The 13,955-nt window shown below is 65.4% G+C and carries 16 protein-coding genes; 12 read left to right on the top strand and 4 right to left on the bottom strand.

Annotated features, from left to right (window positions below; all coding sequences use genetic code 11):
* Positions 1-41 precede the first annotated feature (41 nt).
* Both QX073_RS05310 and QX073_RS05305 read right to left on the bottom strand, forming a co-directional pair.
* Positions 42-338, bottom strand: coding sequence for a copper-binding protein (locus QX073_RS05310; RefSeq protein WP_315712278.1), 297 nt, complete (start codon positions 336-338; stop codon positions 42-44).
* Positions 339-1,132: 794 nt separating this feature from the next.
* On the bottom strand, positions 1,133-1,984 hold the full coding sequence (locus tag QX073_RS05305) for a 3-hydroxybutyryl-CoA dehydrogenase (RefSeq protein WP_315751733.1): 852 nt from the start codon (positions 1,982-1,984) through the stop codon (positions 1,133-1,135).
* A gap of 440 nt (positions 1,985-2,424) precedes the next feature.
* On the opposite strand from QX073_RS05305, the gene QX073_RS05300 reads away from it, so the two are divergent.
* The 6 genes from QX073_RS05300 to QX073_RS05275 all read left to right on the top strand — a co-directional run bounded on the left by QX073_RS05300 (position 2,425) and on the right by QX073_RS05275 (position 6,287).
* Entirely contained in the window at positions 2,425-2,889 is a 465-nt protein-coding gene (locus QX073_RS05300) for a DUF2231 domain-containing protein (protein WP_316225419.1), read from the top strand.
* Positions 2,886-4,226: a sorbosone dehydrogenase family protein gene (locus tag QX073_RS05295; RefSeq protein ID WP_316225418.1), complete on the top strand. Its 1,341-nt coding sequence runs from the start codon at positions 2,886-2,888 to the stop codon at positions 4,224-4,226. Before QX073_RS05300 ends, QX073_RS05295 begins: the two co-directional genes overlap by 4 nt.
* Positions 4,227-4,264: 38 nt before the next feature.
* Complete coding sequence (locus QX073_RS05290) at positions 4,265-4,462, top strand: hypothetical protein (protein ID WP_315751736.1); 198 nt, start codon at positions 4,265-4,267, stop codon at positions 4,460-4,462.
* Positions 4,463-4,590: 128 nt separating this feature from the next.
* Positions 4,591-4,797, top strand: a complete 207-nt coding sequence (locus QX073_RS05285; RefSeq protein ID WP_316225417.1) for a hypothetical protein — start codon at positions 4,591-4,593, stop codon at positions 4,795-4,797.
* 95 nt (positions 4,798-4,892) lie between these two features.
* Entirely contained in the window at positions 4,893-5,687 is a 795-nt protein-coding gene (locus QX073_RS05280; protein WP_316225591.1) for a DUF72 domain-containing protein, read from the top strand.
* Positions 5,688-5,729: 42 nt separating this feature from the next.
* Complete coding sequence (locus tag QX073_RS05275; protein ID WP_316225590.1) at positions 5,730-6,287, top strand: DUF4142 domain-containing protein; 558 nt, start codon at positions 5,730-5,732, stop codon at positions 6,285-6,287.
* Between the two features lie 31 nt (positions 6,288-6,318).
* Here QX073_RS05275 and QX073_RS05270 read toward each other — a convergent pair whose 3' ends face one another.
* On the bottom strand, positions 6,319-6,624 hold the full coding sequence (locus tag QX073_RS05270; RefSeq protein WP_316225416.1) for a hypothetical protein: 306 nt from the start codon (positions 6,622-6,624) through the stop codon (positions 6,319-6,321).
* A gap of 442 nt (positions 6,625-7,066) precedes the next feature.
* Here QX073_RS05270 and QX073_RS05265 point away from each other — a divergent pair, with 442 nt between their 5' ends.
* From QX073_RS05265 to QX073_RS05240, 6 genes are all read left to right on the top strand, one after another.
* Complete coding sequence (locus tag QX073_RS05265; RefSeq protein ID WP_315712288.1) at positions 7,067-7,804, top strand: Crp/Fnr family transcriptional regulator; 738 nt, start codon at positions 7,067-7,069, stop codon at positions 7,802-7,804.
* 64 nt (positions 7,805-7,868) lie between these two features.
* Positions 7,869-9,935, top strand: a complete 2,067-nt coding sequence (locus QX073_RS05260; RefSeq protein ID WP_315712289.1) for a PAS domain S-box protein — start codon at positions 7,869-7,871, stop codon at positions 9,933-9,935.
* A gap of 521 nt (positions 9,936-10,456) precedes the next feature.
* Positions 10,457-11,353, top strand: a complete 897-nt coding sequence (locus QX073_RS05255) for a hypothetical protein (protein WP_316164727.1) — start codon at positions 10,457-10,459, stop codon at positions 11,351-11,353.
* 133 nt (positions 11,354-11,486) lie between these two features.
* Positions 11,487-11,693 (top strand): hypothetical protein, encoded by a 207-nt coding sequence (locus QX073_RS05250; RefSeq protein WP_315712292.1) that lies wholly within the window; start codon positions 11,487-11,489, stop codon positions 11,691-11,693.
* Positions 11,694-11,799: 106 nt separating this feature from the next.
* Positions 11,800-12,207, top strand: a complete 408-nt coding sequence (locus QX073_RS05245; RefSeq protein WP_315826828.1) for a hypothetical protein — start codon at positions 11,800-11,802, stop codon at positions 12,205-12,207.
* Positions 12,208-12,401: 194 nt separating this feature from the next.
* Positions 12,402-13,076 (top strand): HAD family hydrolase, encoded by a 675-nt coding sequence (locus QX073_RS05240; RefSeq protein WP_315712294.1) that lies wholly within the window; start codon positions 12,402-12,404, stop codon positions 13,074-13,076.
* A 10-nt stretch (positions 13,077-13,086) separates the two neighbouring features.
* On the opposite strand, the gene QX073_RS05235 is transcribed toward QX073_RS05240, so the two are convergent.
* Positions 13,087-13,923 (bottom strand): HD domain-containing protein, encoded by an 837-nt coding sequence (locus QX073_RS05235; protein WP_315712295.1) that lies wholly within the window; start codon positions 13,921-13,923, stop codon positions 13,087-13,089.
* Positions 13,924-13,955: the final 32 nt, after the last annotated feature.

Raw genomic sequence — 13,955 nt, 5'->3', positions numbered from 1 at the left:
ACTGCCTCTGCCTCATCGCGCCCTCGATCCGGCTATGTCGGCTATTTCTGCCGGTCGAGCTTGACGATCGTCGGTGTGGCGGCGTCGGACGTCGAGAACGTCACGCGATCGCCCGCGTGGATGTTCTCGATCATGGCATTGTCCTTGATCTTGAACTCCTGGGCCGCTCCGGCCGTGTTGGCGCCGACGGTCCCGTTGGGAACGCGCTTGATCGCGATCGTGCCGTTGAGACGGTTGATCCCCGTGACCATGCCCGCCGTGTCTTGCTCCGCTGCCAGAGCGGGCCAAGTCCCCGCAAACAGGGCGACCGTCGCCAGAGTAATGCCAACTGCTCTCATCGCTGTTCTCCTGCCTTGCTTCTCGCGGCAAACAAAACACCACGAATTCTTTGGTTCCCGGAACCTTCAGCTTCGTCGCTGACGACTTTGGGCCGTCTAACGCGCCACAATCAAATGCGCCGTGCAGCCCGTTTGTCGCCCCCAAGCACTACGCCTACATACAACATGCTGATCGTCTCCGCCGCTGCGGACGACGCGCGCTCGACCGGGCGCAATCGCGAACCTTCTTCGACCGACACGGCTCGGCCACCCTCATGTAGTGATTTGCACGGATTTGTCATCAGACCAGCGCGTGATCAAAGTTTTCCTGCACTCGCAGTATCGACGCCCCGTAACGCCGAATTCATCAATGCGTCAGGATGCGCCTTGACAGCACAGGCAGCCGGGAGGACGATAACCGCGTCGTCCAATCTCGGTGGCCGTTCCTGACGACGCCGCGATGTCCGAACGACAACAACCCATCTGATTGCAGGGAGGTTCTATGACTCCACCTCCGTACCAGATCCGCTGAGTGCGACGGGACTCGCTTCGGACCATCGCATAGCGGCAAATCACGAACGGCACGCCGGGTCGCGGCTTAGTGGGCTGCATCAGCGAGGCATGGCCCCTTGCCCGCCCGGCGCTGTTCCGTCCATCTGGATCGCTTCAGCGCGAGCGTGGTAGCTATCTGCGGCTCTGCTCGCGGCATCGCCGCATTCCCAATGTCCCCGACCAATGTCCCCGAAACGAAATCCTTCATCGCCTGATGCACGGCGGGTGCAGGCGTCACCCGCCGCCGAAGCAATCTGCCGCAGCTACTTGCTGTAGTCGTAGAAGCCCTTGCCGGTCTTGCGGCCGAGCTGGCCTGCGGCCACCATCTCCTTCAGCAACGGCGCCGGCCGATACTTCGGATCGTTGAAGCCGTTGTAGAACACCTCCATCACCGACAGCATCGTGTCGAGACCGATCAGATCGGCCAGCGCCAGCGGACCGATGGGGTGATTGCAGCCGAGCTTCATGCCCTCGTCGATGTCGGCCGCGGTCGCAATGCCTTCCGAATACGCGAAGATCGCCTCGTTGATCATCGGGCACAGGATGCGGTTTACGGCAAAGCCCGGGCTGTTCTTCGCGGTGATCGCGACCTTGCCGATCCGCTTGGCGAAATCGGCGGCGGCCGCATGGGTCGCATCCGAGGTCTGCAGGCCGCGGATCAGTTCGAGCAGCGCCATCATCGGCACCGGATTGAAGAAGTGCATGCCGATAAAGCGGTCGGGCCGGTCGGTGGCGGTGGCCAGCTTGGTGATCGAGATCGAGGAGGTGTTGGTCGCGATCAGCGCCTCGGGTTTCAGACCGGCAGAGAGGTCCTTGAGGATCTTGAGCTTCAACTCCTCGTTCTCCGTGGCGGCCTCGATGACCAGGTCGCAGTTCGACAGCTTCGCCTTGTCGGCGGTGCCGGTGATGAGCGACAACGCCCTGTCCTTGTCGGCGGTCGTCATCTTCTCCTTCTTGACCAGGCGATCGAGGCTGGAGCCCACCGTCGCCAGCCCGCGCGCCACGGCCTGCTCCGAGATGTCGACCATGACGACCGGAACGCCCGCGGCGGCGCACACCTGCGCGATGCCGTTGCCCATGGTGCCTGCTCCGATGATGCCGACCGTCTGAATCATTGCCGCTTCCTCTCAATCTCGTATCCGCGGGGACCGCCCCGTCCTGCGCCGTTGCTTAACAGGCTATCGGCCGGCCGGGTAGACCCAAGGCGGCGGGCTGAGAAGGGGCCGGCTGCCCCGCGGTTCGGCGGCATCGGAAGCGAACGGTCGCCCCGGGGTCCAAACGAAGAGCCGGCAGACAACTGGCACGGCGCCCAGCCAGAGCCAGCCGCCCGCACCCGCGCCGACGGCGCCGCGCAACGACGTGGCCGGCGACAGCGCGCGCGGCACCGGGCCGCTGAACAGGAGCCGCTGACCGACACGCCGGCACGGGCGACCGGGCGGCGGCGGCCGTCGCGTGACGTTGCGTGAGCGCCACGCCAAATCCGTCGGTGTCATCGGAACACCTGTTGAGGCCGACGGTTCTCCACGCTGCAACAGGTCCAATCGAGGAGACCGCCGTGGCGACCGCCGAAACCACCCGACCATCCCTGGAGCCAACGGCGCAGATCGCGCGGCATCCGATCCACCCGATGCTGGTGCCGTTCCCTATCGTCTGCTTCATCGGAGCGTTCGTCACCGACATCGCCTATTGGCGGACCGCTGAAATCATGTGGGCGGATATCTCCGCCTGGCTGCTGCTGGTCGGACTGATCATGGGCGTGCTGGCCGGCATCGCCGGGCTCATCGACTTCCTTGGCAATCGGCTGATCCGGTCGCAGGCACCGGCCTGGCCGCACATGGCCGGCAACCTCATCGCCCTGGTGCTGGCCTTCTTCAACAACTTGGTCCATTCACGCGATGCCTGGACCTCGGTCGTGCCGACCGGCCTCATCCTGTCGCTCGCCACGGTGCTGATCCTGCCCGTCACCGGCTGGCTCGGTTGGTCGCTCGTGTATCGTCACAGGGTGGGAGTCGCACGATGACGCCGTCCGGCTCCTCCCGCCTCGCGCCTCTGCTCACAGCCCTCCTGCTCGGAATATCCGCGCTTGCTCTCACCGCGTGCAACGAAGGCGGCGATCCGAACGCCGAGATCGGCGCCAAGGTCAAGCTCCCCGCATTGACGCAATACCTGTTGCCGCCGATGAACGTCGCCACGGTGGTCGGCTGGAAACAGGGCGAGACTCCCAAAGTCGCGCCGGGCCTGAAGATCGAGGCGCTCGCGACCGGCCTGCAGCATCCGCGCTCGCTCTACACGCTGCCGGACGGCGACGTGCTGGTGGTGGAATCGAAAGCGCCGCCCCCGCCGCCGGCGAAACGGCCGAAGGACATCGTGATGACCCTCGTCGAATCCTGGGCCACGTCGGGCGGCAACACCGGAACGAGCAACCGCGTCACATTGTTGCACGACGCCGATGGCGATGGCATTCCCGAACAGCAGAGCGTGTTCATCGACCATCTCAATTCGCCGTTCGGGATCGCTCTGGTCGGCAACGATCTCTACATCGCCAACACCGACGCCATCGTTCGATATCCCTACACGCCGGGCGAAACCCAGATGAAGGACGCGGGCACGACGCTTGCCGCGCTGCCGGGCGGCCCGATCGATCATCACTGGACCAAGAGCCTGGTGGCGAGCCCCGACGGCCGGTTGCTCTATGTGGGCGTCGGCTCCAACAGCAACATCACCGAGAACGGCATCGAGGCCGAGAAGAACCGTGCCGCCATTCTCGAGGTGGATCGCACCACGGGACGCTGGCGGGTATTCGCGAGCGGCCTGCGCAATCCGAACGGATTGAGCTTCGAGCCGCAGAGCGGCGCGCTGTGGGCGGTCGTGAACGAGCGTGACGAGATCGGTCCGGACCTCGTGCCCGACTACATGACCTCGGTGAAGGACGGCGGCTTCTATGGCTGGCCATACAGCTATTACGGCCAGCATGTCGATCCCCGCGTGCAGCCGCAACGGCCGGACCTGGTCGAAAAGGCCATCGTCCCGGACTACGCGCTCAGCTCGCATGTCGCGCCGCTCGGCATGACGTTCTACACCGCCAGCGCACTGCCGCAGGCCTATCGCGGCGGCGCGTTCGTCGGCGAGCACGGCAGCTGGAACCGCACGCCGTTGAACGGCTACAAGGTGGTCTACATCCCCTTCGATGGCGGCAAGCCGAACGGGGAAGCCCAGGACGTCGTGACCGGCTTCCTCAATGATCGGAACGAGGCGCGCGGCCGGCCGGTCGGTCTCGCCGTCGACAAGACCGGCGCCCTGCTGATTGCCGACGATGTCGGCAATACGGTCTGGCGCGTCACGGCATCCGGCGGCTGACGGCCTTCAGCCGAATGACGCGAAGAATGGAGGACGATATGGGACTGGCTCAATACGCCATCGTTGCAGTCGGCGATCATTGGAGCGTGCTGCATGACGGCAACGCCCATGGCGACTACGCGACCAAAGAGGCTGCGTTCGAATCCGCTGCATCGGCTGCGACGCTTGCCATCAAGCAAGGCCACGAGGTGCATCTCAGCGTTCCGGGCAATGAACCCGATCGATCGAACAACTAATCAGCACCACGACACTGTCGTCTTGTTCCAACAGAACCTCCAGGGATAGTGAACTGCACGCTAACGTGTGTTAGCGACACCAGGCCGACAGGCTCGCAGACTTCTGCTCGAAGCAACAGGAGTTCGCCATGAGCGTCACCCGGAACCGGCGTAAGCAGACAGTGTCGTTCCGCCAGCGGCTGCAGCAGGCTGCAACCGCTGCCCGCGAGGCGGCAGCACGTCTTCCCGCAGGCCCCGAACGCGACATCATGCTGAAGAAGGCGATGCAGGCGGAGACGGCGGCGCATATCAACGAGCTGTTGAGCGCGCCGGTGCTGCACGCCGCGGCGCGCTAGACCACGCGCCGTATCGTCTGCCGCGGCTTTGAAAGGAACCCGAACGCCATCACGACGCTTTGCTTTCGAGGTCTTGTCTCGGCGAGAGGACGATGATGGCCCGGGTCGTGATAGGCACATCGGGATGGCACTACGAGTCCTGGCGCGGCGCGTTCTTTCCGCCCGGACTGCTGATCAGACATCGGCTGCCCTACTACGCCAGCCAGTTCGAGACCACCGAGCTGAATGGCGTGTTCTACAGGACACCGACGGAAGCTGCCGTCCGCGGCTGGCGCGATCAGACCGGGCCCGATTTCGTTTTCGCATGGAAGGCCTCCAAGTTCATCACGCATTGGAAGCGCCTGTCTGCGCGCTCGGTCAACAGCATCGCGCTGATGGAGAGCCGGCTGTCGCTGCTCGGCGACAAGGCCGGCCCCGTGCTGTTCCAACTGCCGCCGCAATTCGAAGCGAATCCAGAACGGCTCGAGTCGTTTCTGCCGCTGCTGCCGACGCACCGGCGCTACAGCTTCGAATTCCGTCACCCGAGCTGGTACACACCGGCCATCATGCGCCTGCTGAGGGATGCGAACATCTCGCTCTGCCTGTCGGACCATCACGACGCGCCGGCGCCGTGGAGGCGCACCGCCGATTTCGTCTATGTGCGCGGCCATGGTCCGGGCGGCCGCTACAAGGACAACTATCCGGACGCGACACTCGAGGCCTGGGCCAAGCGCATGCGCGCCTGGGCGTCGCACGGCATCGACGTCTACGTCTATTTCGACAACGACCAGAAGAGTGCGGCACCCGCCGACGCTCTGCGGCTACGCCGGCTGCTCGCGGCGTCTTCTCACCGGGCAGGCCGCGCAGCGCGCGCCAGCTCGTCGGAACATCGTGCACATCTCTCGGTTTAGGTCTGCAACCAACGAGAGGAACGATCCGCGCGACGCACGCTCATCACGCTCGGCTTCCTGATTCTGGCCGGCCCTGCCCTCGCCCAATCAGTCGGCGAAAAGACCGGGGTGAATTCGGCGCTCGGCATTGCGCCGGGCACGGAGGACTTCGTCAAGCAGGTCGCCATCAGCGACATGTTCGAACTACAGTCGAACCAGCTCGCCGAGCAGAAGGGCAACGCGCAGGAGAAGAGCTTCGCCGCGCAGATGGTCAAGGATCACACCAAGACGTCGACCGAGCTGAAGAGCATGGTCGAGAGCGGCAAGGTCAAGGTCCAACTGCCCGCCGCTCTCGACAGCGCGCATCAGAGCAAGCTCGACAAGCTGAAGGCCGCGAGCGGCAAGGACTTCAGCTCGGATTTCGACGACATGCAGGTCAGCGCCCACAAGGACGCGGTGTCGCTGTTCGAGCGCTATGCGAAGGGCGGCGACAATCCGGCGCTGAAGGAATGGGCCGGCAAAACCCTGCCGGCCCTGCAGCATCATCTCGAAATGGCGCAGAACCTCGACAAGGGCAAGCGAGCGAACGATATGAGCGCCGGTCCGAGCTGGCCCTCATGATGTTCGGATGCTGTGCCGTGCAGTCCCGTCGTCAGGCGGCGCGGACGGAGGATTGCCGAGTTGATCGATGCTCGACTCGATCCGTACGCGATCGACCTCGATCCGGCCTTGCGGCGCGGTCGACCATCGCGCGCACGTCGGTGAGCTTTGCCTTGGCAGCGCTCAGTCCGTCGAAGATGGCTTGGCTGTCGGAGAGCGTCTCAACGGCCGCTTTCGCTTTGGCGAAGGCGGCGTCGGCCTGCTGCCCGGCCTTGTCGACGGACTTGATCGCTTCGGTTCTGCTCGCGTAGGCGCGATAGTGAGATACCAGCACCTCGGCCCCCGAGAACACAGGCAAGCGCCGTGACCGAGAGCATCGATGCCGCAAAGAGCTGACCGGCTCGCATTGATGCATTTCCAGTTGCTTGTTTTGATCAACCCAGAAGCCGGAACTAAGGGGGCCTTAACTACACAGGTTTCGCCGAGCGCCAGATCGTCGCGATCACGCATCGGGTCCCGTAATTTCACGGGCTTCGACGGTGATGCCGCATCAGATTTCATGAGAGTTCCACGACAGGGGCGCGAAGGACTGGTCGGACTCGCGCGATGTCGACCAGCTCCGAGCATCGCTGAGGGCAGGAGCATCGCCAAGATGCCGCAGCAGTCCCCGGCCGCGGGCCGCACTTTGGTTCCGCGCGCAGGTGCAGAAAGATCAGCGGTCAACGCGGTATCATGCTAACATAAGTTATTGAAGTCGCACCGAATGGAACCCCAATAAACCAACTCGGGGGAACCACTCTTTGAGTCATCTGGTCCGCAAGCTCGAGAATTTCGTCCGCCTCTCTGCGGCCGACCGCCTGATGCTCAACCGCGCGGCGGCTCAACGGGTAAGGACCTTCGCGCCACGCACCGACATCGCGCGCGAAGGCGAGAAGCCCAAGGACGTGCATCTGATCCTGAACGGCTGGGCCTGCCGCTACAAGCAGCTCGAGGACGGCCGCCGCCAGATCGTCTCGTTCTTCCTGCCTGGCGATATCTGCGATCTCAACATCTTCATCCTGCGCGAGATGGACCATTCGATCGGCACCATCACGCCGGTGTCGATCGCCGACCTGCCGCGCGAGTTCTTCGACGAGATCAGCGCCGGCTATCCGCGCATTGCGACGGCGTTCTGGTGGGAGACGCTGGTCAACGCCGCAATCCAGCGCGAATGGACCATGAATCTCGGGCAACGCACCGCGTCCGAACGCATGGCTCACCTGTTGTGCGAACTGTTCTTCCGGCTGCGCCTGGCGGGCCTGGCCGACGACAGCAGTTGCAGCTTCCCTCTCACCCAGGCAGATCTCGCCGAGGCGACAGGCCTGTCGAAGGTCCACGTCAACCGCACGCTGCAGGAACTGCGCGCCAGCAACCTGATCGTGCTCAAGGGCAAGATGCTGGTACTTCCGGACCTCGAGCGCCTGATGAGCGCCGGCCTGTTCAACGCGAATTACTTGCATTTGGACCGCGAAGGCCGTCAGCTCGACGCGAATGAGTGAGAGGTTCGGAGCGCTGGCGCTTGCGCTATGCTGACCGTGTCGGCACTCTGCCGGGGAAACGGCGATGGTCGAACAGCGCATGGTGGACGGACCCTTCGAGCAGGAGATCGTGCAGCGCCTCGGGCTGATGCCCAACCTGTTCAGGTCGGCGCCGTCAGCGCCTGAGGCGACCCGACAGCTCTGGCAGTTCGCCAAATGCGCCTATCTCGACACCCCGCTTCCGGCCCTTTTCAAGGAGCGGCTCGCCGTCCATCTGTCGCGCCTCAACCGCTCGCCTTATTGTCTGACCCGGCATTTCGGATTTCTGGTCGGATTGGGCAAGCCCGCGGGTGACTCGACGTCTCGCCCGGAGACGATCGATCGGGCGCGTCACCTGCTCGCGCGGCCGCTCGCGGATCCCGCGCGCGCCGCGGCGGCGCTCGACCGGCTTGAACTCGTCCAGCCCCCGCTCGACATCCCGGAGCCGGGCAGCGATGGTGAGGCGGACCTGTTCGAGGCCGCGTCGGTGCTGTTCATGCAGCGTGCTGATTCCGACCGCTCGCGGCGCGCAATCCGACATGCCTTCGGCAACACCAGGTTCGATCTGCTGGCGGCCTTCCTCGCCTATCTGCGCACAGCCCATTTCTGGGCCGATGTACACCTGCTTGCGATCGATTCGGACGTGCTTGCCCTCGCACAGACCGATCCCGAGCTTGCCGTCTGCCTCGGGTGCAGCGAGCTGCCGGAGGCAGGGCCGTCCGCACGGCAGCCGCATTCGAACGGCGGCGATGCCGGCGATCATCGGCTGCGCCGCCTCCTCGAGATCGATTCGGTCGGCGTGCTGTTCTTCGATCATGCAGCCGGCACCCTGATCGACGCCAACGAGGCCTTCTTGGCGATGACAGGCTATTCGCGCCAGGACATCGACAGCGGCGAGCTGACCTGGAAGAGCCTGACACCCCCGGAATGGATGCGCACATCGAGCGACCAGATCGAGCTGCTGCGGCAGACGGGCCGGATCGGTCCCTATGAGAAGCAGTATTTTCGCAAGGACGGGGAACGCGCCTGGATGATGTTCGCCGGCCGTGACCTCGGCGACGGCACCCTGGTCGGGCTCGCGATGAACATCGACGACCGCAAGCGCACCGAGGCCGCGCTGCGCGACAGCGAGGCGCGCTTCCGCCAGTTCGGCGAAGCATCCTCCGACGTCGTGTGGATCCGCGATGCCGAGACCCTGCGCTGGGAATATCTCAGCCCCGCATTCGAGACGATCTATGGCGTCCCGCGCAGCGCTGTGCTCCGCGGCGACCATCTGGCATCGTGGACCGAGCTCATGCTGCCGGAGGACCGGCCCCGCGCCATCGAGAGCCTCGAGCGCGCCCGGCGTGGCCAGCGCGACAGCCTGGATGTCCGTATCGTCAGCCAGCCGGACGACGTCACGCGCTGGCTGCGCATCCGTAGTTTTCCCATGGTCGACGAGCTGGGACGGGTGCAGCGCATCGGCGGCATCACCCAAGACATCACGGCGCTGGTCTCGGCCTCGGAGCACCAGAAGCTGCTGCTCGCCGAGCTGCAGCACCGCGTCCGCAACATGCTCGCCGTGATCCGCTCGATCATCCGCCGCACGGGCGACTCGAGCGACAGTGTCGAGGATTTCGCCAGTCACCTCGAAGGCCGCATCACTGCGCTGTCGCGCATCCAGGCGGTCGTCACGCGCGATCCCCTCGCCGGTTTCGATCTGGCCGAACTGATCGCCGATGAGCTGCGCGCCGGTGCCGCGCGCGAGGACAGGCAATTCTCGCTGTCGGGCCCCCAGGTGCGACTGAAGCCGAAGGCGGCCGAGAGCATCGGGCTTGCCATGCACGAGCTCGCGACCAATGCGCTGAAATACGGCGCGCTCACAGTGCCGCGGGGCTTCATCAGGATCGAATGGCGGCTCGATGAGCGCGACGCGGCCGACTGGCTGGTCATCGACTGGACCGAGACCGGCATGTCCGGCCGTCCGCTGGGTGCGCAGCGCCAGGGTTTTGGAACCGTGCTGCTGGAACAGATGCTGCCGTACGAGGTCGGTGCCCGCGTTGTCCGGCGCTTCGAGCCGAGCGGCCTCTGCTGCGAGATCCGAGTGCCCACGGGCGACATTCTCAAGCGTTGACGGGCCGATCGACGCTTCATTTCGCGGCACCGGTCGGTAACAATGGCCAGGATCTCGCCGGCACGGCGAAACGCTGTCGGCATAGCCTTCGCGGTGCATTCGGGGTATGCTCCGCCTGCGGCCAGAGGTGGAGGTCGCATGGGTCGCGCAACCGCCATGTCTTCGCCTTGGTTGGGGCGGATATGACCAAGTGTCGATGAGAATGGGAATCAGCAGAGCGTCGGCGCGACGGAACGATGATGGGACGTTCCCGAGTATGCGGCTCTGGCCAAGATGGATCACCGTGAACATGCAGATGCGTGGGCACGAGGGACAACCGGTATCCAGGTTCTGTGCTGATGCGGCCGGAGAGGCCGAGCGTTTCGTGGCGCAGTCGTCATCCGACGTTGGTGTCACGAAGCGTCAGTACGATGCAGCGTGAGTACGCGAAGCGTGGGTGCACGAGGCGTTGGTAGGACGACGCATCGGAACAGAGCCGAGCGCCGCCTGCGAGGCGGACGACAACGGAGGACGGAGCGTCAATGCTTGCAACGACGACCAAGGACGGCGATCAGCAGCCTCATGCCGTGATCGATCCCGAGATCGTGCTGGCGGCCCGCGCCGATCGCACTGCCGCCGAAGCGGACAGGCGCAGCTCGCAACGGCCACCGGACGTGCCCTCGCCGAAGATCGACCCTGACTACAGGACGCAGGCGACCAGCGACTTCGCGGTCACCGGAGAGCGCAGCACGTTCGCCACCTGGGCCGTGCGCACCATTCTGGCGGTGCTGTTCGCGGTCGGCAGCGCCGTCGCCGCAGCCGCCTGGCAGAGCTATGGAGACCAGGCCCAGGAGATGATCGCGCATTGGATGCCGCGGATCTCGCTGGCTTCGAACGCCGACAAGGATGCCGCGGCACAGCCAGCCGCGACCGCGCCCCAGCAGGCGGCCGCAGAAGCGCCGGCCGAGGCGCAGGAGCACGCAACGAGCGCGGTTGGCGCGACCTCGCAGGAGCAGGCGCAGTTGCTGCAATCGATGGCCCACGACCTCGCTGCCTTGAGCCAGCAGATCGGCGAGCTGAAGACGAGCCTCGCACAGTTGAAGGCCGGGCAGGAGCAGATGGTCCGCGACATGGCGCGGGTCGCCGAGGCCAAGTCCAGCGACAGGCCCACCGAGCGGCCGAGCGAGCGGACCGCGGAAGCACGGTCGTTCGATCCGCGCGCCATCGAGCAGACGATCCGGCCGCCGCGCCCGGCCGCGCGCCCTGCAACGGCGGCCGTGACCCCGGCACAGCCTGGTGCGGCAGCACCGCACCGGCCGCGCATGCCGCCGCCGGCCGCAACCAGCATGGCCCCTCCGCCGCCCGCCCCGATGCCGCTGCCGTCGGCGCCGGTCGATCCGGATCAGCCCGTGGTGCGCCCGCCAATGCCGGTGCGCTGAAGGATCCGCACAGGCGCCCGCGCTGGTCCGCGCCGATCGGCGCAGCGGTGATCGATGTCGTCGATCCACTTGTGGCGACGCGGCTTTCCGAGCTAAGGAACTGCGCCTGACAATGCGCATCCCCGAGGGGTTCATGAGCCTGACCGATCCGACCGTCCTGTCCGCCTCCGACCTCGCAGACCGCATCGCGATCCTGCGCGACAACATCCGCCAGATCACCGAGCAGGCCGCCTCGCAGTCGGGTGCCGCGGACGAGGAGCGCAACGCCGACCGCCTCGCGCAGCAGAGCGAGGAGCTCGACGTTCTGCTCAAGGAGCAGGAGCGGCGGCTGAACAAGTAGCCGGCGACCCCTTCGATCAATTCGCGCGTGCTGCACTGCGCTCGTTGTTGCCCGCGCTTCGCCCACAGGCTAGCCTCGCCGAAAACAAGCGGGAGGTAGCCAGAGAATGCGAAACGGTCTGCTTTACACGTCAACCCTTGCGGCATTGACCATTGCGGCATTGCTGGCGGCCCTGACACCGGGCAGCGCCGAGCCACGCCACATGTATACGACCATGGTACTGGAGGCGTTCGCCACCAAGGTCGAATGTCCCGGCGTCGATGTCGTCTATCAGGATCTGGTCCAGAAGGCGCAGGACATGAAGATGCCTGACGGCACGACCGAGAAAGTGCGCAAGGCGATCGCCTATATGCACACCGGCGGCAAGATGGGCGAGAAGCAGGACGACGAGCTGATGGCGGAGGTCGCCGTCGCCACGCAGGCCATCGACATGGATCAGCGCCGCCTCGGCATGACGAACTGGTGCGAGGAGCAGAAGAAGACGCTGGCCGGCTTCATCCGTCCCAAGGGCTGACCCCGGAGCGGCCGCGAGGCTGGCGGAAAGACCTCGCGGCGCGTTGCCGGCAATGGCCGAATGACGCGCCGGTCGTCGACCAGCGCACCGCCATAGCGGGCACCGGCACAGCCCTGCGGCGGGCAGGAACCCGGATGGCCGCTGCCGCTTGGCCTTGAGCTGCTACGCAGCAGACATCCAGCCCGGAGCGAGCCATGCGCATCGAAACCGCCTTCCTGTTCGACCTCGACGGCACGCTGGTCGACAGCGTCTATCAGCACGTGCTCGCCTGGAAGACGGCGCTGGATGCCGAGAACATCGAGCTCTCGGTCTGGCGCATCCACCGCAAAATCGGCATGAGCGGCGGCCTGTTCACCAATCAGTTGCTGCGCGAGACAGGTTTTGCCATCGAGCCCGAGCGGATCGAGCGGCTGCGGAAAGCGCATGCGGCGGCCTATCAGAAGCTCGGAGGCCAGGTCCGGCCCCTGCCCGGCGCCCGCGAGCTGCTGGGTTTCCTGACCGATGCCGGCATCCCCTGGGCGATCGCGACCAGCGGCAGAATGGAAACGGCGGCCGTCAATCTCGCCGCGCTCGGCGTCGATCCCAAGACCAGCGCCGTCGTGACCCGCGACGAGGTCCGCTACGCCAAGCCTGATCCCGACCTGTTTCTCGCCGCCGCCGCCCGCCTCGACGCGCCGATCGAGCGCGCGGTCGTGATCGGCGACAGCATCTGGGACATGCTTGCCGCAACCCGCTGCCGGGCGCTCGGCGTCGGCCTGTTGAGCGGCGGCTATGGCTCGGAGGAATTGCGCCAGTCCGGCGCCATCCGCGTCTACGAGGACCCGGCCGACCTGCTCGACCACATCGACGAGGTCGGCGGCCGGCGTTGACTCCAGCCAGTCAACTCTGCGGGCCCGACAGCGAGATGTCGCGTTCGGCGCGGAACACGTTGGCATAGAGGTTGGCGATCCACTGGCGCCCCGTCGATGTCATGTTGAGATAGCGGATCTCGGTCTGGATGTGCGGGGCGACGCTGTTCCAATAAAACTGCGGATAACGATTGACGATGTCGGCCGGTGACTCATAGCCGAGCTGCCGGTTGATGCCGACCTCCTCGAACTCGTGATACAGCGCGTTGGCCTTGCGGATGTAGTTGGGGTCGCCGAGCTGGCCGATCAGGTCGGCGGCGCGCACGATCGACTGCTCCTCGTCGAACTGCTGGCCGGCGAGCGGCGGAAAGCGCGTGCCCTCGATGGCGCGGGCGATGCGGTCCTTGTCCAGCGGCGCCATGCCTTCGATGCGGTTGATCACGTACAGCTTCGAGCGGTCGACGTGATACGGCATCAGGCTGGCATCGGAGGAGCCGCGCGGCAGGCAGATCTTGCGGCCGCCGCGATCGACGACGAAGCCATTGACATCGTCTTCCCTGAACAAGCCGCGGACATAGCCGATGTCGTGAAGCAGGCAGGCCAGGATGACGTGGACGTAGTCGTCTGCCGTCATGTGGCTGTGCAGCGCACGGCCGCGCAGGATCTCGTGGCCGGCCAACGTCACCAGCAAGGTGTGCTCGACGTTGTGATACAGCGCATCGCTGTTGCCGATGCATTCCAGCGCAATGCGCGCAGCTGCCGGAAGCATCTCCGTCAACTGGGTATGAGACGATCCGAAACGGCGTCGCATATAGGAGCTGAGGAAACGCTCCAACGCCGCTGCCGCGAGCTCCGGTAAGGTCATCATCGCCGCTGCCCCGCCTCAGACAGCCTAAACAC

The sequence above is a fragment of the Bradyrhizobium sp. SZCCHNS3052 genome, assembly GCF_032484495.1.
Classification (GTDB): domain Bacteria; phylum Pseudomonadota; class Alphaproteobacteria; order Rhizobiales; family Xanthobacteraceae; genus Bradyrhizobium.
Note: the sequence above shows the minus strand (reverse complement) of the source record. Positions and strands in the feature narration are given on the sequence as shown.

Coding starts and splice junctions, on each gene's coding strand:
- QX073_RS05310 (WP_315712278.1), bottom strand. CDS start 338: ATGAGAGCAGTTGGCATTACTCTGGCGACGGTCGCCCTGTTTGCGGGG.
- QX073_RS05305 (WP_315751733.1), bottom strand. CDS start 1,984: ATGATTCAGACGGTCGGCATCATCGGAGCAGGCACCATGGGCAACGGC.
- QX073_RS05295 (WP_316225418.1), top strand. CDS start 2,886: ATGACGCCGTCCGGCTCCTCCCGCCTCGCGCCTCTGCTCACAGCCCTC.
- QX073_RS05290 (WP_315751736.1), top strand. CDS start 4,265: ATGGGACTGGCTCAATACGCCATCGTTGCAGTCGGCGATCATTGGAGC.
- QX073_RS05285 (WP_316225417.1), top strand. CDS start 4,591: ATGAGCGTCACCCGGAACCGGCGTAAGCAGACAGTGTCGTTCCGCCAG.
- QX073_RS05280 (WP_316225591.1), top strand. CDS start 4,893: ATGGCCCGGGTCGTGATAGGCACATCGGGATGGCACTACGAGTCCTGG.
- QX073_RS05260 (WP_315712289.1), top strand. CDS start 7,869: ATGGTCGAACAGCGCATGGTGGACGGACCCTTCGAGCAGGAGATCGTG.
- QX073_RS05255 (WP_316164727.1), top strand. CDS start 10,457: ATGCTTGCAACGACGACCAAGGACGGCGATCAGCAGCCTCATGCCGTG.
- QX073_RS05250 (WP_315712292.1), top strand. CDS start 11,487: ATGAGCCTGACCGATCCGACCGTCCTGTCCGCCTCCGACCTCGCAGAC.
- QX073_RS05245 (WP_315826828.1), top strand. CDS start 11,800: ATGCGAAACGGTCTGCTTTACACGTCAACCCTTGCGGCATTGACCATT.
- QX073_RS05240 (WP_315712294.1), top strand. CDS start 12,402: ATGCGCATCGAAACCGCCTTCCTGTTCGACCTCGACGGCACGCTGGTC.
- QX073_RS05235 (WP_315712295.1), bottom strand. CDS start 13,923: ATGATGACCTTACCGGAGCTCGCGGCAGCGGCGTTGGAGCGTTTCCTC.